22 protein-coding genes are annotated in these 23,262 nt (G+C 66.4%); 15 read left to right on the top strand and 7 right to left on the bottom strand.

Going from position 1 to position 23,262, the window contains the following annotated elements:
• Nucleotides 1–47 precede the first annotated feature (47 nt).
• The 3 genes from CFB89_RS13620 to CFB89_RS13610 all read left to right on the top strand — a co-directional run bounded on the left by CFB89_RS13620 (nucleotide 48) and on the right by CFB89_RS13610 (nucleotide 1,707).
• Nucleotides 48–485: a carboxypeptidase-like regulatory domain-containing protein gene (locus CFB89_RS13620; RefSeq protein WP_089468339.1), complete on the top strand. Its 438-nt coding sequence runs from the start codon at nucleotides 48–50 to the stop codon at nucleotides 483–485.
• A gap of 126 nt (nucleotides 486–611) precedes the next feature.
• Nucleotides 612–971 carry a DUF427 domain-containing protein gene (locus CFB89_RS13615; protein WP_089468338.1) on the top strand — a complete coding sequence of 120 codons (360 nt, stop codon included), beginning with the start codon at nucleotides 612–614 and terminating at the stop codon, nucleotides 969–971.
• Nucleotides 972–999: 28 nt separating this feature from the next.
• Nucleotides 1,000–1,707 (top strand): CoxG family protein, encoded by a 708-nt coding sequence (locus CFB89_RS13610; protein ID WP_089468337.1) that lies wholly within the window; start codon nucleotides 1,000–1,002, stop codon nucleotides 1,705–1,707.
• A gap of 59 nt (nucleotides 1,708–1,766) precedes the next feature.
• Here CFB89_RS13610 and CFB89_RS13605 read toward each other — a convergent pair whose 3' ends face one another.
• Nucleotides 1,767–2,780, bottom strand: a complete 1,014-nt coding sequence (locus CFB89_RS13605; RefSeq protein ID WP_089468336.1) for a helix-turn-helix domain-containing protein — start codon at nucleotides 2,778–2,780, stop codon at nucleotides 1,767–1,769.
• A gap of 152 nt (nucleotides 2,781–2,932) precedes the next feature.
• Between CFB89_RS13605 and CFB89_RS13600 the strand changes: the two genes are divergently transcribed.
• Nucleotides 2,933–3,598, top strand: coding sequence for a cysteine hydrolase family protein (locus CFB89_RS13600; protein WP_089468788.1), 666 nt, complete (start codon nucleotides 2,933–2,935; stop codon nucleotides 3,596–3,598).
• Between the two features lie 37 nt (nucleotides 3,599–3,635).
• On the opposite strand, the gene CFB89_RS13595 is transcribed toward CFB89_RS13600, so the two are convergent.
• The gene (locus tag CFB89_RS13595) at nucleotides 3,636–4,277 is read right to left on the bottom strand and encodes a TetR family transcriptional regulator (RefSeq protein ID WP_089468335.1); all 642 of its coding nucleotides are present in this window, start codon (nucleotides 4,275–4,277) and stop codon (nucleotides 3,636–3,638) included.
• A 400-nt stretch (nucleotides 4,278–4,677) separates the two neighbouring features.
• Between CFB89_RS13595 and CFB89_RS13590 the strand changes: the two genes are divergently transcribed.
• The 6 genes from CFB89_RS13590 to CFB89_RS34195 all read left to right on the top strand — a co-directional run bounded on the left by CFB89_RS13590 (nucleotide 4,678) and on the right by CFB89_RS34195 (nucleotide 12,477).
• Entirely contained in the window at nucleotides 4,678–5,952 is a 1,275-nt protein-coding gene (locus tag CFB89_RS13590) for an efflux RND transporter periplasmic adaptor subunit (protein WP_089468334.1), read from the top strand.
• 15 nt (nucleotides 5,953–5,967) lie between these two features.
• On the top strand, nucleotides 5,968–9,168 hold the full coding sequence (gene bpeB, locus CFB89_RS13585) for an efflux RND transporter permease BpeB (protein ID WP_089468333.1): 3,201 nt from the start codon (nucleotides 5,968–5,970) through the stop codon (nucleotides 9,166–9,168).
• Nucleotides 9,168–10,691 carry an efflux transporter outer membrane subunit gene (locus CFB89_RS13580; RefSeq protein WP_089468332.1) on the top strand — a complete coding sequence of 508 codons (1,524 nt, stop codon included), beginning with the start codon at nucleotides 9,168–9,170 and terminating at the stop codon, nucleotides 10,689–10,691. Before bpeB ends, CFB89_RS13580 begins: the two co-directional genes overlap by 1 nt.
• Nucleotides 10,692–11,156: 465 nt before the next feature.
• Nucleotides 11,157–11,594 (top strand): PAAR domain-containing protein, encoded by a 438-nt coding sequence (locus CFB89_RS13570; protein WP_256979670.1) that lies wholly within the window; start codon nucleotides 11,157–11,159, stop codon nucleotides 11,592–11,594.
• On the top strand, nucleotides 11,476–12,000 hold the full coding sequence (locus tag CFB89_RS13565; protein ID WP_306427125.1) for a M35 family metallo-endopeptidase: 525 nt from the start codon (nucleotides 11,476–11,478) through the stop codon (nucleotides 11,998–12,000). The genes CFB89_RS13570 and CFB89_RS13565 overlap by 119 nt, the downstream gene beginning before the upstream one ends.
• A gap of 57 nt (nucleotides 12,001–12,057) precedes the next feature.
• On the top strand, nucleotides 12,058–12,477 hold the full coding sequence (locus CFB89_RS34195; RefSeq protein WP_144030100.1) for a hypothetical protein: 420 nt from the start codon (nucleotides 12,058–12,060) through the stop codon (nucleotides 12,475–12,477).
• Between the two features lie 115 nt (nucleotides 12,478–12,592).
• Here CFB89_RS34195 and CFB89_RS13555 read toward each other — a convergent pair whose 3' ends face one another.
• Nucleotides 12,593–13,966 (bottom strand): nucleobase:cation symporter-2 family protein, encoded by a 1,374-nt coding sequence (locus CFB89_RS13555; protein ID WP_179233431.1) that lies wholly within the window; start codon nucleotides 13,964–13,966, stop codon nucleotides 12,593–12,595.
• 439 nt (nucleotides 13,967–14,405) lie between these two features.
• Between CFB89_RS13555 and CFB89_RS13550 the strand changes: the two genes are divergently transcribed.
• The 4 genes from CFB89_RS13550 (at nucleotide 14,406) to CFB89_RS34855 (ending at nucleotide 19,009) form a co-directional block, all read left to right on the top strand.
• The gene (locus tag CFB89_RS13550) at nucleotides 14,406–15,887 is read left to right on the top strand and encodes a xylulokinase (protein ID WP_089468328.1); all 1,482 of its coding nucleotides are present in this window, start codon (nucleotides 14,406–14,408) and stop codon (nucleotides 15,885–15,887) included.
• Between the two features lie 213 nt (nucleotides 15,888–16,100).
• Entirely contained in the window at nucleotides 16,101–17,207 is a 1,107-nt protein-coding gene (locus CFB89_RS13545; protein ID WP_089468327.1) for an S-(hydroxymethyl)glutathione dehydrogenase/class III alcohol dehydrogenase, read from the top strand.
• Between the two features lie 16 nt (nucleotides 17,208–17,223).
• Nucleotides 17,224–18,072: an S-formylglutathione hydrolase gene (gene fghA, locus CFB89_RS13540; RefSeq protein ID WP_089468326.1), complete on the top strand. Its 849-nt coding sequence runs from the start codon at nucleotides 17,224–17,226 to the stop codon at nucleotides 18,070–18,072.
• 250 nt (nucleotides 18,073–18,322) lie between these two features.
• Nucleotides 18,323–19,009, top strand: coding sequence for a hypothetical protein (locus CFB89_RS34855; RefSeq protein ID WP_179233430.1), 687 nt, complete (start codon nucleotides 18,323–18,325; stop codon nucleotides 19,007–19,009).
• 24 nt (nucleotides 19,010–19,033) lie between these two features.
• Here CFB89_RS34855 and CFB89_RS13530 read toward each other — a convergent pair whose 3' ends face one another.
• From CFB89_RS13530 to CFB89_RS13515, 4 genes are read right to left on the bottom strand one after another with little or no spacing between them, the layout of a single operon-like run.
• The gene (locus tag CFB89_RS13530; protein WP_089468786.1) at nucleotides 19,034–19,816 is read right to left on the bottom strand and encodes a metal ABC transporter permease; all 783 of its coding nucleotides are present in this window, start codon (nucleotides 19,814–19,816) and stop codon (nucleotides 19,034–19,036) included.
• Nucleotides 19,809–20,699 (bottom strand): ABC transporter ATP-binding protein, encoded by an 891-nt coding sequence (locus CFB89_RS13525; RefSeq protein WP_089468325.1) that lies wholly within the window; start codon nucleotides 20,697–20,699, stop codon nucleotides 19,809–19,811. The genes CFB89_RS13530 and CFB89_RS13525 overlap by 8 nt, the downstream gene beginning before the upstream one ends.
• A 17-nt stretch (nucleotides 20,700–20,716) precedes the next feature.
• Nucleotides 20,717–21,628, bottom strand: coding sequence for a metal ABC transporter solute-binding protein (locus CFB89_RS13520; RefSeq protein WP_089468324.1), 912 nt, complete (start codon nucleotides 21,626–21,628; stop codon nucleotides 20,717–20,719).
• 46 nt (nucleotides 21,629–21,674) lie between these two features.
• Nucleotides 21,675–22,136: a Fur family transcriptional regulator gene (locus tag CFB89_RS13515; RefSeq protein WP_089468787.1), complete on the bottom strand. Its 462-nt coding sequence runs from the start codon at nucleotides 22,134–22,136 to the stop codon at nucleotides 21,675–21,677.
• 330 nt (nucleotides 22,137–22,466) lie between these two features.
• Here CFB89_RS13515 and CFB89_RS13510 point away from each other — a divergent pair, with 330 nt between their 5' ends.
• Entirely contained in the window at nucleotides 22,467–23,243 is a 777-nt protein-coding gene (locus CFB89_RS13510) for an L-iditol 2-dehydrogenase (RefSeq protein ID WP_089468323.1), read from the top strand.
• Nucleotides 23,244–23,262 lie beyond the last annotated feature (19 nt).

Here is a 23,262-nt window from a genome sequence, read left to right as displayed (position 1 = left end):
GGCGTGACGCTGCGCCCCGTATGTGTTCCGACCCCAAGGAGAGAGCCATGCAATATCTACGCAACGTGTCCCGATTTGCCGTCGCCGCGGCGCTGGCCGCCGGCCTCGCAGCCGGTGCGACCGGCGCGTACGCGCAGTCCGACGGCTTGCCCGCCGCGCGCCAGCAGGGCGACGTCACCTTCGTGTCCGGCGGCGTCGGGCAGGACGAGTCGACGGCGTTCCAGCGCAGCGAGGCGCAGTGGCCGCTCGCGCTGCGCTTTACCGGCAAGGGCGGCGAGTTCCTGGCCGACGTCCACGTCCGGATCGTCGACGGCAAGGGCGCCGAAGTGCTGAAGACCGACGCGCGCGGCCCGTACATGCTCGTGAAGGTGCCGCCGGGGCGCTATACGGTGCATGCGTCGTACCAGGGCAGCGACGAATCGCGCGCCGTCACGGTCGGCGCGAAGGGCGGCACGAAGGCCGCGTTCCAGTGGAGTGCGCAGTAGCCGCTCGCGCGGCCCGGGCTCCCGGCGCGCAATCGGACGAAGTTTCGCCCATAATGAAAGCCACGGCATGCGTGCCGTGGCTTTTTCGTTTCCTGCCCGGCCTGGCGGCCGCCCGAAGGAGAAACGATGTCCGATGCAGCCGACCCCCGACTCGAAATCGTGCCGAACCGTCATCGCGTGCGCGTGATCCATCGCGGCATCACCTATGCCGATTCGCACGGCGCGTTGACCGTGCGTGAAGCGGGGCTTCCGGACATCCACTACCTGCCGCGCAGCGACGTCAACATGCGCCGGCTCGTGAAGTCGGGCGTGACGTCGGCCTGCCCGTTCAGGGGGCAGGCCGTGCATTTCGACTTGCAGACGGAAGACGGCGTGATCGAGAACGCCGCATGGAGTTATGAAGAACCGAAGGAGGCGGCCGCCGTGCTTGCGCACTACGTCGCCTTCGATGTCGCACGGGTCGACAGTCTTGTCGAGACGTCCTGATGCGGCGCGCGTTCATCGGGGAGGCGTCATGGAATTGAACGACACGTTACGCGTACCGCTTGCGCCGCCTGTCGTGCGGGAAGCGCTGGAGGATCTCGCGCTGCTGCGGGCGAGCTTCGACCATTGCGAATCGTTCGTGAAACTCGCGCACGGCGAGTTCGCGCTGACGATCACGGTGCCGCTCGGCCCGCTGCGCGCCCGCTACGACGTGCGCGCGCATGTGGCCGCCGAGCAGGGCGACGCGCAAGGGCAGTCGCGCCGCGTGCTCAACTTCAAGGCGCGCGCCGACGGCCTGGGCGCGCTGCGCGGCCAGGTCGAACTCGTACTGACGCCGGATGACGACGCGACCGCCACGCGAATCGAGTACGTGATCTGGGCGACGGCGAGCGGGCCGCTCGCCGAGTTGCCGGGGCGGCAGATCGACAATGCGCTGCGCGAATGGACCGACACGTTCTTCCGCGAGTTCTGCGCGGTCGTGCAGACGAAGCACGGCCTCGTGCCGAATCGCGCGAGCGCCGCCGCGCAGCGACGCCAGCATGTGTTTCTGCGGCCGGCATCGCTGATGGCCGCGACGAAGCGTTCGCTGCCGCCGCATCTCGGCGGCGCGCTGAGCGGACGGGCGGCGAGCGCGCTCCGGCATCGCGATTCCGGCACGGTGCCGGTGTGGGCCTGGGCGGCGATGATCGTGTTCGTCGCGCTGCTGCTTTACGCGGCGCGCTGGTTCAACGGCGGCTGAGCGGCCGAGCAGCCGCCCGGTTCCGTATCACGGCCTGCCTTGCGCCCGCACGGCGGGCATCACCGTCCTGCGTCGGCACCGGCGCCGGCGCCGCGAAATTCCCTTCGATACGCAGACGGCGACGTGCCGAGCGCGCCCGCGAAATGCTGGCGCAGCGACACGCTCGAGCCGTAGCCGGCCGCCTGCGCGATCGCGTCGATCGATTGTCCGGTGGTTTCGAGCAGATGCTGCGCGCGCGCGAGCCGCTCGGCCTGCAGCCACGCGGTGACGGTCGTGCCCGTGGCCTGGCGGAAGTGGCGCGTGAACGTGCGCCGGCTCATCAGCACGCGTTCAGCGAGCGAATCGACGCTGTGCGCGGCGTCGAGATGGGCGCGCACCCAATCGAGCAGGCCAGCGAGCCGCGCATCGCGCGGATGCGCCGCGACGGGCTGCGGCACGTATTGGGCCTGCCCGCCCTGGCGGTGCGGCGGGATCACGAGGCGGCGCGCGATCCGGTTCGCGGCGTCCGAGCCGAAGCGCTGCCGCACGACGTGCAGGCAGCAGTCGAGGCCTGCCGCCGTGCCGGCCGACGTCACCAGGTTGCCGTCGCCCACGTACAGCACGTCGGGATCGAGTCGCACGCGCGGAAAGCGCTGCGCGAAATCATCGGCCCACGCCCAGTGCGTGGTGGCCGGGCGGCCGTCGAGCAGGCCGGCCGCGGCGAGCACGTAGGCGCCGAGGCACAGGCCGACGAGCTCGGCCCCGCGCGCGGCGACCGCGTGCACGGCATCGAGCAGCGCGTCGGGCGGCATTTCGTCCGGGTCGCGCCAGGAAGGCACGATGACGATGTCCGCGTCGTCGAGCGCGTCGAGCCCGTACGGCGCGGTGATCGTGAAGCCGCCCGTGGTCGCGAGCGGGCCGCGCTCGGCCGAGCAGACGCGGAACTCGAACACGGGCGACGCGGCCGCGTCGCGTTCCTTGCCGAACACGACCGACGGCACCGACAGATGGAACGGGCTGATGCCGTCGTACGCGATCACGGCGACGACGGTCGGCGCGGAGGGCGCGGGCGGGGTGGACGCGGCGGCGGGCATGGCGGACTCCGGCAAGGCGATGGCCCGATTCTATCGAAGAATGGCTATTGGGCCACTATCGACGTGCAGCATGCGGCCCGACAATGCATCGCATCGCGCTGCTGGCCGCCCCGCTCCGGGGCGGGGCAGCGCCTCCCGCCCCGGAGCCCGCCATGTCGAACGCCGTCCCTCATCCCGCTTCCCGTCCCGCCAACCGCCGCGCACTGATCGTGATCGACGTGCAGAACGAATACGTGACGGGCAACTTGCCGATCGAATATCCGCCGCTCGACGTGTCGCTCGCGAACATCGGCCGGGCGATCGACGCCGCGCAAGCGGCCGGCGTGCCGGTGATCGTGGTGCAGCACGTCGCGCCGGCGGGCGCGCCGATTTTCGCGCCCGGCAGCGACGGCGTCGCGCTGCACGCTGTGGTCGCCAGCCGGCCGTACGCGCATCGGATCGAGAAGGCGCAGGCAAGCTCGTTCGCCGGCACCGATCTCGCCGCGTGGCTCGACGCGCACGGGATCGACACGCTCGCGGTGGCCGGCTACATGACCCACAACTGCAATGCGTCGACGGTCTATCACGCGGCGCATGCGGGGCTGAAGGTCGAGTACCTGAACGACGCGACGGGCACGCTGCCTTACGAGAACGAAGCGGGTGCGGTGAGCGCCGAAGAAATCCACCGCGCGTATGGGGTGGTGTTCCAGTCGAATTTCGCGGCAGTGATGTCGACCGACGCGTGGATCGCGGGACTGGCCGGCGCGCCGATGCCGGCGCGCGATTCGGTGGCCGCGTCGAACCGGCGGGCCCGCGCGCGGCGCGCGAAGGCGGCCTGATCCGGCACGGCGATGCGGCGTGTGGTGTGCCGCGCCGTCAGCCGCCGTCCTTCAGCATCGCCGGGCTGTAGCGCAGCATGTCGAAGCAGCCGTCGACGAGCTTTTCCGCATGCTGCTCGGCGTCGATCTCGTCGGGCAGCATCAGCATGTCGCGCACGAAGCCGCTGACGAGCGTGTGCAGCATCAGCGTCGCGCGCCACGTATCGAGCCGCTCGGGCAGCAGCTTGAGCCCCACGGCGACCGCGAGATCGGCGTCGATCATGTGCAGCGCCTCGCTCATCCCCTCGCGGTTGCGCTGCAGCAGCGGCTCCATGTCCGCGACGTACTCGCACTTCATGAACAGGATGCTGAACACGCGCCGCAGCTGCGGGTCGCGCTGCACGCCGAGCAGGCACCAGATCAGGATCTGGCGCACCTTCTCGAGCGGATTGCCGCCCGGCGCGTCGGGCGGCATCCGCTTCAGTTCGTCGATCGGCAGGAGCACGCGGTTGAACATCGCATCGAACAGTTCGCTCTTGTTCGCGAAATGCCAGTAGATCGCGCCGCGCGTCACGCCGGCGTGCTTGGCGATGTCGGCGAGCGACGTATGCGACACGCCTTTCTCGAAAAACACGTGTTCGGCGGCGTCGAGAATGCGATTGCGCGTCTCGAGCGCCTCCTCCTTGGTACGTCTGACCATGTGCAGGCCTGATGGAATCGATCGTCGGTGAATATGGGGTCCGCCACCCCTCGTCGCCGTCGGACAGACGGGCTATGCTTGCCGCGGGTAACAATTCGTAAGACTGGACAGCTGGCGGCGTACAAACGGGCTTTTTACATACATTCGTGAATGTATATACAATACCACCCTACGATCGAATGACCCAAGTGGCAATCAGTTAATATCCCACTCTGCTGATTCCCGCCCTAGTACCAGTCCGCAGTTCGCGGCATCCCCGTCGGCACGGAGGTCTCGTGCCGACGTGCTGTATCTGGCAGTCCAGTAATTCAGGTGTTCGATCTGCGCCGCGAGGCGCATCCGTGTTGCGCTCCGGTCGGGCGCGGCACTCATTCCATTGGTTATACACAGAGGTCGCTCCATGCGCGTCGAACGGGTTCCATACCGCTTAATCACTGTCGCGACGGCCGCCGTTTTCCTGGCCGCGTGCGGGAAAAAAGAATCGGCACCGCCGCCGCAAACGCCGGAAGTCGGCGTCGTCACCGTCCAGCCGCAAGCCGTACCGGTCTTCACCGACCTGCCGGGCCGCACCAGTGCATTCCTCGTCGCGCAAGTGCGCGCACGGGTCGACGGCATCGTGCTGCGCCGTGAATTCACCGAAGGCACCGACGTGAAGGCCGGTCAGCGCCTCTACAAGATCGATCCGGCGCCGTACGTCGCGGCGCTGAACAGCGCGAAGGCGACGCTCGCGAAGGCGCAGGCGAACCTCGTCACGCAGAACGCGCTGGTCGCGCGCTACAAGGTACTGGTCGCCGCGAACGCGGTCAGCAAGCAGGACTACGACAACGCGGTCGCCACGCAAGGGCAGGCCGCCGCGGACGTCGCGGCCGGCAAGGCGGCGGTCGACACCGCGCAGATCAACCTCGGCTATACGGACGTCGTGTCGCCGATCAGCGGGCGCGTCGGCATCTCGCAGGTGACGCCGGGCGCGTACGTGCAGGCGAGCCAGGCGACGCTGATGTCGACGGTGCAGCAGCTCGATCCGGTGTACGTGGACCTCACGCAGTCGAGCCTCGAAGGGCTGAAGCTGCGTCAGGACGTGCAGAGCGGCCGTCTGAAGACGAGCGGCCCGGGCGCGGCGAAGGTATCGCTGATCCTCGAAGACGGCAAGACGTACTCGGAAGCCGGCAAGCTGCAGTTCTCGGACGTGACGGTGGATCAGACCACCGGCTCGGTGACGATCCGCGCGGTGTTCCCGAACCCGGGCCGCGTGCTGCTGCCCGGGATGTTCGTGCGCGCCCGGATCGAGGAAGGCGTGAACGAGAACGCATTCCTGGTGCCGCAGATCGGCGTCACGCACGACCAGAAGGGGCAGGCGATCGCGATGGTGGTGAACGCCAGCAACAAGGTCGAACCGCGTCCGCTGAAGACTAGCGGGATGCAAGGCCAGAACTGGATCGTCGAAGGCGGTCTGCAAGCGGGCGATCACGTGATCGTGCAAGGCGTCGACAAGGTCCGCCCGGGTGCGACCGTGAAGTCGGTTCCCGCGCAGCTCGCCCCGGCGGCCGATGCCGCCTCGGGCGCCGCTGCCCCCGCCGCGCCGGCCGCCGCCGGGTCCGGCGCCGCTGCCGCATCCGGTGCCGCCGCATCGGGCGCCGCGCCGGCGAGTGCTGCCGCTGCCTCGAGCGCGAAATAACAGGGAGCCTGCTTCATGGCAAAGTTTTTTATCGATCGCCCGATCTTCGCGTGGGTGATCGCCATCATCCTGATGCTGGCCGGGGTTGCGGCGATCTTCACGCTGCCGATCTCGCAGTATCCGACGATCGCGCCGCCATCGATCCAGATCACCGCGAACTACCCGGGCGCTTCCGCGAAGACGGTGGAAGACACGGTGACGCAGGTGATCGAGCAGCAGATGAGCGGTCTCGACAACTTCCTGTACATGTCGTCGACGAGTGACGACTCGGGCAACGCGACGATCACGCTGACCTTCGCGCCGGGCACCAACGCCGACATCGCGCAGGTCCAGGTGCAGAACAAGCTGTCGCTCGCGACGCCGGTTCTGCCGCAGGTCGTGCAGCAGCTCGGTCTGTCGGTCACGAAGTCGAGCAGCAGCTTCCTGCTGGTGCTCGCCTTCAACTCCGAAGACGGCAGCATGAACAAGTACGACCTCGCGAACTTCGTGGCGTCGCACGTGAAGGATCCGATCAGCCGGCTGAACGGCGTCGGTACCGTCACGCTGTTCGGCTCGCAGTACGCGATGCGGATCTGGCTCGACCCGAACCGCCTGACCAACTACGGCCTCACGCCGGTCGACGTCAGCTCGGCGATCACCGCGCAGAACGTGCAGATCGCGGGCGGCCAGATCGGCGGCACGCCGGCGAAGCCGGGCACCGTGCTGCAGGCGACGATCACCGAATCGACGCTGCTGCAGACGCCCGAGCAGTTCGGCAACATCCTGCTGAAGGTCAACCAGGACGGCTCGCAGGTTCGCCTGAAGGACGTCGCGCAGATCGGCCTCGGCGGCGAAAACTACAACTTCGACACGAAGTACAACGGTCAGCCGACCGCGGCACTCGGTATCCAGCTCGCGACCAACGCGAACGCGCTCGCGACCGCGAAGGCCGTGCGCGCGAAGATCGACGAGCTCGCACCATTCTTCCCGCACGGCCTCGTCGTGAAGTATCCGTACGACACGACGCCGTTCGTGAAGCTGTCGATCGAGGAAGTGGTCAAGACGCTGCTCGAAGGTATCGTGCTCGTGTTCCTCGTGATGTACCTGTTCCTGCAGAACCTGCGGGCGACGATCATCCCGACGATCGCGGTGCCGGTCGTGCTGCTCGGTACGTTCGCGATCATGTCGATGGTCGGCTTCTCGATCAACACGCTGTCGATGTTCGGGCTCGTGCTCGCGATCGGCCTGCTGGTCGACGATGCGATCGTGGTGGTCGAGAACGTCGAGCGCGTGATGGCGGAGGAGGGGCTGTCGCCGAAGGAGGCGACCCGCAAGGCAATGGGCCAGATCACCGGCGCACTCGTCGGCGTGGCGCTCGTGCTGTCGGCGGTGTTCGTGCCGGTCGCATTCTCCGGCGGCTCGGTCGGCGCGATCTATCGTCAGTTCTCGCTGACGATCGTGTCGGCGATGGTGCTGTCGGTGCTCGTCGCGTTGATTCTGACGCCGGCATTGTGCGCGACGATCCTCAAGCCGATCCCGCAGGGGCATCACGAAGAGAAGAAGGGCTTCTTCGGCTGGTTCAACCGCACGTTCAACACCAGCCGCGACAAGTACCACGTTGGCGTGCACCACGTGATCAAGCGCTCGGGCCGCTGGCTCATCATCTATCTGGTCGTGATCGTCGCGGTCGGGCTGCTGTTCGTGCGCCTGCCGAAGTCGTTCCTGCCCGATGAAGACCAGGGCCTGATGTTCGTGATCGTGCAGACGCCGTCGGGTTCGACGCAGGAAACGACCGCGAAGACGCTCGCGAACATTTCCGACTACCTGCTGAAGGACGAGAAGGACATCGTCGAATCGGCGTTCACGGTCAACGGCTTCAGCTTCGCGGGCCGCGGCCAGAACTCCGGTCTCGTGTTCGTGCGCCTGAAGGATTACTCGCAGCGTCAGCATGCGAACCAGAAGGTACAGGCGCTGATCGGCCGGATGTTCGGGCGTTACGGGAGCTACAAGGACGCGCTCGTGATCCCGTTCAACCCGCCGTCGATTCCCGAACTCGGTACGGCTGCCGGCTTCGACTTCGAGCTGACGGACAACGCCGGTCTCGGCCACGACGCGCTGATGGCCGCGCGTAACCAACTGCTCGGCATGGCTTCGAAGGATCCGACGCTGCAGGGTGTCCGTCCGAACGGCCTGAACGATACGCCGCAGTACAAGGTCGACATCGACCGCGAGAAGGCGAATGCGCTGGGCGTGACGGCGGATGCGATCGACCAGACGTTCTCGATCGCGTGGGCGTCGAAGTACGTGAACAACTTCCTCGATACCGACGGCCGGATCAAGAAAGTCTACGTGCAGGCCGACGCGCCGTTCCGCATGACGCCGGAAGACATGAACATCTGGTACGTGCGCAACGGGTCGGGCGGGATGGTGCCGTTCAGCGCGTTCGCAACCGGTCACTGGACGTACGGTTCGCCGAAGCTCGAGCGTTACAACGGTGTGTCGGCGATGGAAATCCAGGGTCAGGCCGCACCGGGCAAGTCGACCGGTCAGGCAATGGCCGCGATGGAAACGCTCGCGAAGAAGCTGCCGGTCGGTATCGGCTATTCGTGGACGGGCCTGTCGTTCCAGGAAATCCAGTCCGGTTCGCAGGCGCCGATCCTGTACGCGATCTCGATCCTCGTCGTGTTCCTGTGTCTGGCGGCGCTGTATGAAAGCTGGTCGATTCCGTTCTCGGTGATCATGGTCGTGCCGCTCGGCGTGATCGGTGCACTGCTCGCGGCCACGATGCGCGGCCTCGAGAACGACGTGTTCTTCCAGGTCGGCCTGCTGACTACCGTGGGCTTGTCCGCGAAGAACGCGATTCTGATCGTCGAGTTCGCGCGGGAACTGCAGCAGACGGAGAAGATGGGGCCGATCGAGGCCGCGCTGGAAGCGGCGCGCCTGCGGCTGCGTCCGATCCTGATGACGTCGCTCGCGTTCATTCTCGGCGTGATGCCGCTCGCGATCAGCAACGGCGCGGGTTCGGCCAGCCAGCACGCAATCGGCACGGGCGTGATCGGCGGGATGATCACGGCGACGTTCCTCGCGATCTTCATGATCCCGATGTTCTTCGTGAAGATCCGCGCGATCTTCAGCGGCGAGAAGGAAGACGTCGACGAGGCGCTGCGCCTGGCTCAGGAGCACTCGCACCACGAAGAGAAGCCGGGCAACGGCGACGAAGGCAACAAGGGACAGTGATGATGCAAAAACACGCTTTGACTGCAATCGCAGTCGCGCTCTTTGCCACGGGCTGCACGATGGCGCCGCATTACAAGCGGCCCGACGCACCCGTCGCGCAGGCGTACCCGGCCGGCGGCGTCTACGCGACGCAGCCGGGCGCGGCCGGCGCGCGCAGCGCGAACGGCCAGGCGGCGACCGCCATCGGCTGGCGCGAGTTCTTCGTCGATCCGCGCCTGCAGCGGCTGATCGAGATCGCGCTGAAAAACAACCGCGACCTGCGCGTGTCGGTGCTGAACATCGAGGCCGCGCGTGCGCAGTACCAGATCACGCGCGCGGGGCTGTTCCCGACGCTCGACGGTACGGGCACGGGCACCATCCAGCGTTTCCCGGCCGGTGTCTCGCAGACGGGCCAGCCGCTGATTTCGCGCACCTACAACGTCGGATTGTCCGCATCGTGGGAGCTCGACCTGTTCGGCCGCGTGCAAAGCCTGAAGGACCAGGCGCTCGCGCAGTACCTGTCGACCGCGTATGCGCGGCAGGCGTCGGAGATCTCGCTGGTGTCGCAGGTGGCGGATCAATACCTGACGCTGCTGTCGACCGATGATCTGTTGAAGGTCACCGAGGACACGCTGAAGACCGCGCAGGCGTCGTACGACCTGACCAAGCTGCAGTTCGACAACGGCACGGGCTCCGAGCTCGAGCTGCGTCAGGCGCAGACGGTGGTCGAGACGGCGCTCGCGAACCAGCAGGCGCAGGCCCGTGCCCGCGCGCAGGCGCTGAATGCGCTGGTGCTGCTGATCGGCGAGCCGCTGCCGGACGACCTGCCGGCGGGCATGCCGCTCGACGCACAGAACCTGCTGACGGACGTGCCGGCCGGCCTGCCGTCGGATCTGCTGACGCGTCGTCCGGACGTGATGCAGGCCGAGCAGACGCTGCTGGCCGCGAACGCGAACATCGGCGCGGCGCGTGCGGCATTCTTCCCGAAGATCTCGCTGACGGCCGCGTTCGGCACCGCGAGCCCGACGCTGGGCGGCCTGTTCAAGGCCGGCACGGCGGCGTGGTCGTTCGCGCCGAACATCGCGCTGCCGATCTTCGAGGGCGGGCAGAACATCGCGAACCTCGATCTCGCGCACGTGCAGAAGCGCATCGAGATCGCGAACTACGAGAAGGCGATCCAGTCGGCATTCCGCGAAGTGTCGGACGGGCTCGCCGCACGCGGCACGTACGATCAGCAGATCGCGGCATTGGAGCGCAACGAGCACGCGCAGCAGCGTCGCTTCGACCTGTCGGACCTGCGTTACAAGAACGGTGTGGACAGCTATCTGTCGGTGCTGACCGCGCAGACGGATCTGTACTCGGCGCAGCAGTCGCTGATCAGCGCGCGCCTGGCGCGCTGGACGAATCTGGTCGACCTTTACCGTGCACTGGGCGGCGGGTGGATCCAGCATGCAGGCGAAGCGCCGCGCGCGCCGGATGCGCCGGTCGATTACGACAAGGCGGCGGCTCCGGCGCCTGCGTCGGCAACGGCGACGAACGGGTAGGCACGGCGAAGGGCAGGCGCGGCTTATCGCGCTTGCGCTTCGAACCGGCTGTACGCGGAAACGAAAACGCCACGGACGAAAGTTCGTGGCGTTTTCATTTGCGCTGTCGAATCGCGCGGGGAATCAAGCAAAACGCCACGGCATGCCGTGGCGTTCGTCGTTACCGCTTCGCGCCGTCGTCCGGCGCGGGGCGATCAGTGGTGCACGTCGGCGGCCCGCCCGTCGAAATCGTGTCCCGCGCGCCGAATCTCGCAGCGCGCATCCTTTTCGCCTTTCACGCCGTTGAACACGATGTTCAGGATCACGGCTCGATGGAAGCGAGCGGCTGTAGGCCCATTTGCTGTTGAACGGTGCTTATAACAATTAGCTGTACAAAATTCGAATTTGTCTGATTGATTCTTCTTTCTCGTCCGCGCAAATTTCGCATGGAGCATTCCTCACCCATTGTCGAGAAAGGAAATCCGGATGAAGAGCGAGCAGACTGCACCGACCCATCTTTTTGCCACCATCGGGGCGCTCACTGAGCGCGGTGGGCGGGTAACCAATGCTACCAGCGGCCTGACAGTCGCCGGGCTTGTCGTTGCCCGTGTTGGCGATGTCGTCACTTACGAGGATGGCAGCGAGGCCGTCATTATGGATGGCGCAGGCGAATATGCGATTTGCAGCGACAAGCCGTTTGCGCTGGTGGGTAGCCGGTTGAGCAACGGTGATCGTATCGTCGAAACGCTTCAGCGGTTGTGGGGAATTCACATACAAGCCGGCGAAACGGCCGAGGGATTGCCGTATGGTTCTAACGTTACGCGACAGAGCCGTACAAATGATCGACGTGCGGCTCGTAGATTTGCGCAAGTGGGGGGCGGTCGAACGTCAACGCGTCGCAACGTGGTTTGGCTCAAGCGATGAAACGATTCGGCAACGTCTGACAGGCGGCCTCGCACGAGTAAGTCGGGTGATGCGCGATCTCAAGCCTGGAAACTTTGTTCGTCAATCAGAGGAGCTTGATCGATATCTTGGTTGTACGCCGAATAACAAGGACCCTGATGGTGCCGTCGCTCATGTTTGCGGCCCCGACACTGCTACACATACTATTTGTATCCATGAGAATTTTTGCGGGATGCGTCCCATATCCAGCGCGAAGGACTCGATGTTATCGACACTGATTCATGAGTGCACTCATTTTGCCGACACTTTTGGCGCTCAGGATCATCAATATTTCATGCGCGAGTGCTTGGTATTGGCTCGGGCGCGCCCCGATCTCGCAATCAATAATGCGGATAGCATTGCCGGGTATATTGTCTATGAGGATTAGAGGTGACGTGGCGGGGTGTTCCTTGTTGAATCTGATCGGGTCCAACGGAAAATCGATATGGTAAAAGGACTGGCCTGCATTGCGCTGGCGTTTTTCTCGACCGGGACATTCGCCTGCTCCCCGGTTCATACACTTGATGTTTCGTTTGAAAGAGATTCTGCCAAAGTGCGCGGCGATGAGCTCATCAAGCTGGCCAATTGGGCGATAGACCTTCAACTCAAATATCCCAATCTTGATCGTACGTCTGTCGGTGGCCTTGCCGAAGCTGACGAAAGACAGCCGAGCGTGCTGGCGCAGCAACGCGCGGAAAGTGTCAAGGGGCTGCTAGTCACATTGAGGCTTGGTCGAGCCCCTATCGACGTCGATGCCAGGCTTTATAAGTCGCATCATCTGAACGGTGTGCCGGATAATGGCCAACGAGTAGAAATCGACTTCCTTCCCGGTTGCCCGCATGAATGCCCCTGCCAAGGGAAATGAGGTCCTGGCTGCGATCTGCCGCGCAGTGCTGCACATTTCGATGGTGTGAAGCGGCCTTTTACGCACCATGCAGCAAGCGCCGGCCCGTCACGAGCCGACGCATGCCTGGTGTCCGTCAGTGCGAATCGGCGGCCCGCCCGTCGAAGTCGTGTCCCGCGCGCCGAATCTCGCAGCGCGCATCCTTTTCGCCTTTCACGCCGTTGAACACGATGTTCAGGATCACGGCGGACGCCGATGCGAGCAGGATGCCGCTGTGCAGGATCGGCGCGAGCGCGGGCGGCAGCTTCGAGAAGAAGTGCGGCGACACGACCGGCACGAGGCCCATGCCGACGCTCACGGCGACGATGAACAGGTTGTGCGAATTGTTCACGAAGTCGACCTTCGACAGCACCTTGATGCCGTTCGCGGCAACCATCCCGAACATCACGATGCCTGCGCCGCCGAGCACGAACGGCGGCACCGACGCGACGACTTGCGCCATCTTCGGGAACAGCCCGAGCAGCACGAGGATCACGCCGCCCGTCGCGCACACGAAGCGGCTCTTCACGCCCGTCACGCCGATCAGGCCGACGTTCTGCGAGAACGACGTATGCGGGAACGAGTTGAAGATGCCGCCGATCAGCGTGCCGAGGCCGTCGACGCGCAGGCCGCGCACGAGGCGCTCCTGGTTGACCGGGCGATCGACCATGTCGCCGACCGCGAGGAACATGCCGGTCGATTCGATGAACGTGACGAACATCACCGTGACCATCGTCACGATCGACAGCGGGTCGAAGTGCGGCAGGCCGAAGTGGAACGGCATCACGAAGCCGACCCACGGCGCATGCGCCACGCCGTCGGTGTTCACGCGGCCGATCGCGAACGCGATCGCGAAGCCCGCGACGATGCCGAGCAGCACCGAGATGTTCGCGACGAAGCCGCGGCCGAACTTGTTGATCAGCAGGATCAGCGTGAGCACGAGCAGCGACAGGCCGAGATAGACGGGGCTGCCGTACTCGGGGTTGCCGACGCCGCCGGCCGCCCAGTTGATGCCCACTTCCATCAGCGACAGCCCGATCACGGCGATCACCGTGCCGACGACCACGGGCGGGAAGAACCGCAGCAGCTTGCCGATCATCGGCGCGAGCACGATGCCGATGATGCCGGCCGCGATGGTTGAACCGAAGATGTCGAGAATGCCGAGGCCGGGGTTCGTGCCGATCGCGATCATCGGGCCGACGGCCGCGAACGTGCAGCCCATGATGACGGGCAGGCGGATCCCGAAGATCCACAGGCCCAGCGTCTGGATCAGCGTGGCGATGCCGCAGGAAAACAGATCGGCGCTGATCAGGAACGCGATCTGGTCTTTCGGCAGCTTGAGCGCCGCGCCGACGATAAGCGGCACGGCGACGGCGCCGGCGTACATGACGAGGACGTGTTGCAGACCAAGCGTTACCAGCTTGCCGGTCGGCAGCACCTCATCGCACGGATGGACCGTGTTCGATTGCATCTGTCTCACTCCATGATCTTGTTTTCGGGGTGATACGAAGTTATTCGGAATGAATCCATGCAACAAGAGCACTGGGTTCTATTCCGCTCTTTGCTGGTTCGATATGCCATTTCGATATGGAAGAGGAGGGCGATCATCGGGAAACTGCCGCGGGAGTGAGGTGTACCGGTTTTATAGCGCTTCAAAATAGCGCCGGCCTCCCTGTCAAATATGGGGTGCTTTATGGTGTGTATCGGGTGGGCCGCATAGTGGCAAAAAGCGGTGTGTGCAAATCGTGCCGGGTTAACCCGCGAACGGTCGCTTTTGCGTGCAAGGTGCCGCCCGATGGAACGCGGCGGCCCGACCGCACATTCGATGCGTCGAAGCGGTGGCAAAAAGCGGGGCGCACATCGCGATCCCGTTATCATCGGCATCCGTTCATACGAATCCTCTTCACGTCATGCGCCTGCTCGGAATCGATCTCGGCACCGGCTCCGTCAAACTCGTCACGCTCGATGCCGACGGCGTCGAGCGGGCCGTCGCGAGCGAACCTTATGGGTTGTCGTCGCCGCGGCCCGGCTGGGCGGAAATCGCGCCCGACGCGTGGTGGCAGGCGCTCGTGCGCGCGGCCGCGCGGCTGCCGGCCGACGAACGCGCGCAGGTCGCGGCGATCGGCTTTTCGGGCCAGATGCATGGCGTCGTGCTGATCGACGCGGCCGGCCAGCCGGTGCGGCCCGCGCTGCTGTGGCCCGACACGCGCGCGGTGCGCGAAGCGGACGCGGCCGGCTGGCCAGCCCCCGGATCGTCCGCCGCCGGATTGCCCGCCGCCCCGAACCCCGCCGCCCCGAACCCCGTCGCGCCCGGCATGGCGGGCCCGCTGTTGCGCTGGCTGGCGACGCATGAACCCGACGCACTGCGTGCCGCGCGCTGGGCCGTGCAGCCGAAGGACTGGCTGCGCATCGCGCTCGGCGGCGACGTCGCCGCCGATCCGAGCGACGCGTGCGCAACGGCGCTTGCGACGCCCGACGGCGCGTGGGACAGCGCATTGATCGACACGCTCGGCCTGCCGGCCGACCGCTTTGCGCCGGTTCGTGCGTCCACCGCGCGCTGCGGCGTGCTCGGCGCGCAGGCCGCCGCCGCGCTTGGCCTGCCGGCCGGCGTGCCGCTCGCGACGGGCGCGGCCGATACCGCGTGCGCGGCGCTCGGCAGCGGGCTGGTCGCGGCAGGCGATGCCCTGCTGACGACGGGAAGCGGCGGGCAGATCGTCGTGCTCGCGGATGCGTTGCCGCCCGCGCGGCGCGGCTTGCATCGCTATCGTGCGGCGACGGGCGGCGGCTACTACACGATGGCGGCGATGCAGAACGTCGGGCTCGCGCTCGAAGCCGTGCGCGGCTGGCTCGGCTACGCGCGATGGGCCGACGCGTACGACGATGCGTTCGCGCAGCCGGCGTCCGAACGGCTGTGTTTTCTGCCGTACCTGACCGGCGAGCGGTCGCCGTGGATGAACCCCGATGCGCGCGGCGGCTGGCTCGGCCTCGGGCTCGGCGACACGCGCGGCGCGATGATGCGCGCCGCGTTCGAAGGCGTCGCGTTCGCGTTGCGCGCGGGGCTCGATGCGATCCGCGACGCCGATCGCCGCGACGCGGTGACGACGCTGCGTCTCGCGGGCGGCGGCTCGGTCGATCCGCGTTGGCGCCAGTTACTCGCCGACGCGCTCGGCGCGTCGCTGCACGCGATCGATTGCCCGAACGCCGCGACGCGCGGCGCCGCGCTGCTCGCGGGCGTCGCGATCGGGCATTGGCGCGAGGATGCGTTGCGCGCGCTGGCGCCGAGCGCGTCGCCGGTCGCCGCGCCGCGCGATGACTGCCTGCTGGCCGCGCGCCACGCGCGCTTCGTCGATCTGTACGCCCGCACGGATGCATGGTTCACGACGGGCGTTTAAACTCGGGCACTTGTTCTTTTGCGTCGGCGATGACGCATCCTGGCAAGCCGGCGACCGTTTCGCGCACGCGATGCGCGGCGGGAGCCGCCATCATGGCGAGCACGATAGTCTTGCGCCGTGCCACGCGGCACGGATTCGACGCTTTGCATGACACCCCGGCCGGCGTCGACGCGCCGGCCCGGGCCGATCTCACAGACACACAGGAGTGACACGATGAAAACGAAAGCCGCGATTGCATGGAAGGCCGGTGCGCCGCTGACGATCGAGGAAGTCGATCTCGAAGGGCCGCGCGCCGGCGAAGTGCTGATCGAAGTGAAGGCGACGGGCATCTGCCATACCGACTACTACACGCTGTCGGGCGCCGATCCGGAAGGGATCTTCCCGGCGATCCTCGGCCACGAGGGCGCGGGCGTGGTGGTCGACGTCGGCCCCGGCGTCGGCACCGTGAGGAAGGGCGATCACGTGATTCCGCTCTACACGCCCGAATGCCGCGAGTGCAAGTTCTGCCTGTCGCGCAAGACCAACCTGTGCCAGAAGATCCGCGCGACGCAGGGCAAGGGCCTGATGCCGGACGCGACGTCGCGCTTCTCGCTCGACGGCAAGCCGCTGTTCCACTACATGGGCACGTCGACGTTCTCGAACTACATCGTCGTGCCGGAGATCGCGGTCGCGAAGGTGCGCGAGGACGCGCCGTTCGACAAGATCTGCTACATCGGCTGCGGCGTGACGACGGGCGTCGGCGCGGTCGTGTATTCGGCGAAGGTCGAGGCCGGTGCGAACGTGGTCGTGTTCGGCCTCGGCGGGATCGGCCTGAACGTGATCCAGGGCGCGAAGATGGTCGGCGCGGACAAGATCATCGGCGTCGACATCAACCCGAAGCGCGTCGAGCTCGCGAGGAAGTTCGGGATGACGCACTTCATCAACCCGAACGAAGTCGAGAACGTCGTCGACCACATCGTGCAGCTGACCGACGGCGGCGCCGACTACTCGTTCGAATGCGTCGGCAACGTGAAGCTGATGCGCCAGGCGCTCGAATGCACGCACAAGGGCTGGGGCCAGTCGTTCATCATCGGCGTGGCGGCGGCGGGCGAGGAAATCAGCACGCGTCCGTTCCAGCTGGTGACGGGCCGCGAGTGGAAGGGCTCGGCGTTCGGCGGCGCACGCGGTCGCACCGACGTGCCGAAAATCGTCGACTGGTACATGGAAGGCAAGATCAACATCGACGACCTGATCACGCACACGCTGCCGCTCGAGCGGATCAACGAAGGCTTCGACCTGATGAAGGCCGGCGAGTCGATCCGCTCGGTCGTGCTGTACTGACCGGGAGCACATCGCCATGCTCGAACTCGTTTCCTCGCATGCGTGCCACGGCGGCGAGCAGCGTTTCTACCGTCACGATTCGGCGGCCATCGGCCTGCCGATGAAGTTTTCGGTGTACCTGCCGCCGCAGGCCGCGCAGGATCGCGTGCCGGCGCTGTTCTATCTCGCGGGGCTCACATGCACCGACGAGACGTTCGCGATTAAGGCCGGCGCACAGCAATACGCGGCGCAGCACGGCATCGCGCTCGTGATGCCCGACACGAGCCCGCGCGGCGCGGGCGTGCCGGGCGAGACCGATGCGTGGGACTTCGGCGTCGGCGCGGGTTTCTACGTCGATGCGACCGAAGCGCCGTGGTCGACGCATTACCGGATGGAGTCGTACGTGACGGGCGAGCTGCGCGAGCTCGTCGTGGCCGAGCTGCCGATCGACGGCGCGCGGCTCGGCATCTTCGGCCACTCGATGGGCGGGCACGGCGCGCTGACGCTCGCGCTGCGTCATCCGGGCCTGTACCGGTCGGTGTCGGCGTTCGCGCCGATCGCCGCGCCGACGCGCTGCCCGTGGGGCGAGAAAGCATTCTCGGGCTATCTGGGCGCCGATCGCGATGCATGGAAGGCACATGACGCGAGCGAGCTCGTCGCGCGCGCCGATGCGCCGAAGTTCGCGGACGGCATCCTCGTCGATCAGGGGCTCGCCGATCAGTTCCTCGCGAACCAGTTGAACCCCGACGTGTTCGAAGCCGCGTGCGCGAAGGCCGGCCAGCCGCTGACGCTGCGCCGTCATCCGGGCTACGACCACGGGTACTACTTCATCTCGACGTTCATCGCCGATCACCTCGCGCATCATGCGCGTGTGCTGGCGCGGTAGCCGTCCCTGACGCCACGTCGTTGCGCTTCAACGGGCGACGTGGCCGTCATCCTCCGTTACGCATTCCACCGGGGCATCCGCCCGAAAAAAACACCTGCCGTCGCAAATTCTTACTCGTTCTATAGGAAGTCGAATCGATTCGCCGAATAATGATCGACGATTTAATCGTGGTGAAATTTGTTCGAGTGAGCCTTTGACCTGAATGGGCGACAGGGTATGCGAGGTATCAAAAAACTCCCCGAAGCGGGGGTTGATCAATCTGTTTGCGTGGAAACTTGCGCCCGAGCGGTGGAATGGCGGCATCAAATACATCCAGGCGTTCAAGGATGCCTGGATCATGCACAACAAGTCGCATATCCGGGCCGCAGCGGGGCGAAACCGCCTACCCCGGGAAATGCTCGCGGGTATATGTTGGATCGAGGTCGGCGGCGACCCTGAATTCATCGATCGCGTTGCATTTGAAGTGCGCACATTCGACTGGAGCGGTCCGCCGTTCGTCGACAGGCATCCGACACTGACACGTCATCCAGCGATGACATCGTTCGGCCCGGTGAGCATGCAGCTTCGCACGGCAGCGCAAACACTCGGAATATTGGCCGCGCTTCGCTCGACTCATCCAATAATGCATCGGGATGCAAACATGGCTCGTCTCCTTCGCTTCGTCATTCATGTTGCATGCGTCATCGGATTGCTCGTCGTTATCACGATCACCGGAAGCAAGTATGCGTGGATGCATGAAATCGATCCATCCGTCGCGGTCGACGCGATCAAGGACGAAGCTGGCGACCATATACTTGTCAGCTATGCGTTGCTCATGGTCGTTGCGATCACACAGGTCGTGTTGCTCAAGAGAGCCGGTGCCGCAGGTGCCAAACCCTGGATCGGGTTCCTGATCCTCGCGGCAACGGTTGTGTGCGCATGGAGGGCGATCTCGTAACGCCATCCGCACGCATGCAACACATCATGCCCGCCGCAACAAGCTCGCGCCATACACCAGCGCCGACAGCGCCGTAATCCAGAAACTCGTCGGCCAGTCGGTGTGATACGCGAGCACGATGCCGGCCCACGCCTCGAACAGCGCGAACAGCGCGGCGAGCAGCACACCCGTCGACAGTCGCGTCGACACGTTCTGCGCGGCCGCGGCCGGCCCCACCAGCAGCGTGAACACGAGCAACACGCCGACGATCTGCGTCGCCGCGGCCACCGCGAGCGCGCACACCGCGAGGAACAGCATCGACACCGTGCGCAGCGACACGCCCTTGGCTTCGGCGAGTTCGGGCTGCAGCGATGCGAACAACAACGGCCGCGCGATCAGCGCGAGCGCGGCGAGGCTCACCGCGCCAATGCCCGCGAGCACCGCGAGCGTGTCGTGGCTGACCGCAAGCACGTTGCCGAACAGCAGCGCGGTGACCTGTGTCGCGAACGACGTGTAGAAGTGCAGGAACAGCAGGCCGAAGCCGAGCGCGCCGGACAGGATCACGCCGATCGCGACGTCGCGGCCCGCGAGCTTTTCGCCGAGCGCGCCCATGCCGATTCCGGCCGCGAGCGTGAAGCCGACCATCCCCCAGATCGGCGAGAGGCCGAGCAGCACCGCGCCCGTCGCGCCGGTGAAACCGACGTGCGACAGCGCGTGGCCGGCGAAGGTCTGCCCGCGCAGCACCAGGAAATAGCCGACGATGCCCGCGAGCACCGCGACGATCCCCGACGCGGCGAACGCGTTGATCATGAAGTCGTATTCAAACATCGTGCGAATGCCCGGGATGAGCGTGTCCGTGGTGGTGATGGCCGTGGCCGCCGCCACCGCCGTGCGAATGGCCGTCGTCGTCCTCGTGTTCGTGATCGTGCTTCTCGATCTCGACGTCGCCGGACATCACGAAGATCTTGCCGTTCACGCGCATCACGTCGATCGGCGATCCGTAGAGCCGCGACAGCACGGGCTTCGTGATCACCTCGTCGACGGTGCCGAGCGCGGCCACGCCGTTGCCGAGATACAGCACGCGGTCGAGCGCGTTCAGCAGCGGATTCAGTTCGTGCGCGGAGAACAGCACGGTGATGCCGAGCTCGCGCTGCACGTTGCGCACGAGTTCGACGACGCCGCGCTGGTGGTTCGGGTCGAGGCTGATCAGCGGCTCGTCGAGCAGCAGCAGCTTCGGGGTGCCGAGCAGGCATTGCGCGAGCAGCAGCCGCTGCCGTTCGCCGCCCGACAGTTCGGACAGAGGCCGGCGCGCGAGCGACGGGCCGCCGACGAGGTCGAGCACGCGATCGACGTCGCGGCGCGTGGCCGCGTTCGTGTGCGGCAAGCCCCAGCGATGGCCGTCGGCGGCCATCGCGACGAAATCGTAGCCGCGCATCCGGCGGTTCGCGAGGCCGCTCCTAATCTGCGGCATGTAGCCGATCGACGCGTTGCCGCGCGCGACCGGCACGCCGCCGACCGACAGCGTGCCGGCCGACACGGGGACGAGGCCGAGCACCGCGCGCATCAGCGTCGTCTTGCCCGCGCCGTTCGGCCCGAGCACGCCGACGAATTCGCCGGGCTCGATCGAGAAACTGACGTCGCGCAGGATCGTGCGGCCACCCAGTTCGAGCGTGACGCGATCGACGGCGAGGGCGTGGGGAGTGGCGGTCATGTCGTGACGGTTATCTATTACTTGCCGGCCGACAGCGCGCTGCCGAGCGCGTCCAGCTGGCCGATCATCCATTGCTGGAAGGTCTTGCCGGCCGGCTGCGTCTCGGTGACGCTGACGGTCGGCACGCCGCCGTCGTGCGCGATCTTCAGCATGCGCCTGGTCATCGGTTCTTCGGCCTGGCTGTTGTAGATCAGCACGCGCACCTGCTTCTTGCGCAGGTCGTTCTCGAACGCGGCGACGTCCTGCGCACTTGCCTCCGTGTCGTTCATCGTCGCGAGCTGGAAGCGCTGGTTGCGCATGTCGAGGCCGATCGCGTCCGACATATAGCCGAACACGGGCTCGGTGGCCGTCACGGGCACGCCCTTGTACTTCGCGCGCAGCGCGGCGATCTTGTCGTCGACGGGCTTCAGCGACGCGACGAACTTCTGCAGGTTCGCATCGTACTCGGCCTTGTTCGCCGGGTCGGCGCGGCCGAACTCGGCCGCGATCGCGCGGGCGGCCGCCGGCATCGTCGCCGGGTCGTACCACAGGTGCGGGTTGTCGCCGGCCTTCTTGCCGACGAGCTCGGCGACGACGATCGTCGCGCGCTTCGCCTGCTTCGATGCGCCGAGCAGCTTGCCCATCCACGGATCGTAGTCGGCGCCGTTGTAGATCACGACCTGCGCGTGCTGCAGCGCGCGGGCCGTCTTCGGGCTCGCTTCGAACAGGTGCGGATCCTGGTCCGGATTGCTGAGGATGCTCGTGACCGCGACGTGGCGGCCGCCGATCTGCGACGCGACGTCGCCGTAGAAATTCTCGGCGGCGACGACGTTGACGGTGGCGGCCTGCGCGAACGCGGGCGCGGCGAGCGATAGCGCGGCGACGGCGGCGGCGAGCCAGCGGACAGGCGACAGGGCGCGCCGCGGCGCGCGCTTCAGGGCAATGGACATGGAACTCCTCGTTGGAAGGGCGGCGCGTGCACCGCACGATGCGACGTCAGCGCTGCGCGGGCTTGCGCTTGCAGTGCCCGCACAGGCCGCTCAGCTCGACGACCTGGTGGTGGACTTCGAAACCATGCGCGGGCTCGCTCGCGGACAACTGCTTCGCGAGGTCGGCGCCGGGAATCTCGACGGTGTCGCCGCACGAATCGCAGATCAGGAACTGGCCTTCGTGCGGCACGCCGATCTCGCAGCACGCGAGGAACGCGTTCTTCGATTCGATCCGGTGGATGAAGCCGTGCTCGACGAGGAAATCCAGCGCGCGGTAGACGGTCGTCGGCGGCACGCGGCCGCGTTGCGGTTCGAGTTCGGCGAGCAGGTCGTACGCGCCGATCGGGCGCTGCGCGGCCAGCACGCGTTCGTAGACCTGGCGGCGCAGCGGCGTCCACGCGAGCCCGTGCTCGGCGGCGAATGCGTCGGCCCGGGACAGCCGGGCGTCAATGGACGATGAGGTAGCCATGGCGTGAAGCAGGGCGATGAAACACAGTATCGCGATGATATAACGTATCGTCGCGCCGTGCAGCGCGAAATCCGTTTTTCGTCCTCCGTCCGTCCCCTTCAGCGTCGATGCCACTGCGCCGCACCGTGCGCTTCTCGCCTTGCGGTGTGGGCGCGGCGGCGCGTCGTCGCGCGCCGCCGTGCCGCAGCGCGTCATAGAAAGCCGTCGCGTCGTCTTGACAGCGCGTATCGCGTATCCGATCATTCGATCACTAACAGAGCAATTGATCGGTCAGAGAGCGTTCGCTCACCTCTCGACCGTCGTGCAGCAAGAACGAACCGGAGACAGCCAGTGAGACTGGAAGACAAGGTCGCGATCCTGACGGGCGCCGCAAGCGGCATCGGCGAGGCGGTCGCGCAACGCTATCTGGACGAGGGCGCGCGCTGCGTGCTCGTCGACGTGAAGCCGGCAGGCGGCTCGCTCGCGCGGCTGATCGAGGCCCATCCCGGCCGCGCGGTGGCCGTCACGGCCGACGTCACGCGCCGCGACGACATCGAGCGGATCGTCGCGACGGCGGTCGAGCGCTTCGACGGCGTCGACATCCTGTTCAACAACGCGGCGCTGTTCGACATGCGCCCGCTCCTCGACGAATCGTGGGACGTGTTCGACCGGCTGTTCTCGGTCAACGTGAAAGGGTTGTTCTTCCTGATGCAGGCCGTCGCGCAGCGGATGGTCGAGCAGGGGCGCGGCGGCAAGATCGTCAACATGTCGTCGCAGGCCGGCCGTCGCGGCGAGGCGCTCGTGTCGCACTACTGCGCGACCAAGGCCGCGGTGATCAGCTATACGCAGTCGGCCGCGCTCGCGCTCGCGCCGCATCGGATCAACGTGAACGGCATCGCGCCGGGCGTCGTCGACACGCCGATGTGGGAGCAGGTCGATGCGCTGTTCGCGCGCTACGAGAACCGGCCGCTCGGCGAGAAGAAGCGGCTCGTCGGCGAAGCCGTGCCGCTCGGGCGCATGGGCGTGCCGGGCGACCTGACGGGCGCCGCGCTGTTCCTCGCGTCGGCGGACGCCGATTACATCACCGCCCAGACGCTGAACGTCGACGGCGGCAACTGGATGAGCTGAAATGCCGCCGCTCGCACGC

Origin of the sequence: Burkholderia sp. AU16741 (assembly GCF_002223345.1) — a bacterium.
Taxonomy (GTDB): domain Bacteria; phylum Pseudomonadota; class Gammaproteobacteria; order Burkholderiales; family Burkholderiaceae; genus Burkholderia; species Burkholderia sola.
The sequence above is the reverse complement of the archived record's forward strand: the minus strand, read 5'-3'. Positions and strand labels throughout refer to the sequence as shown.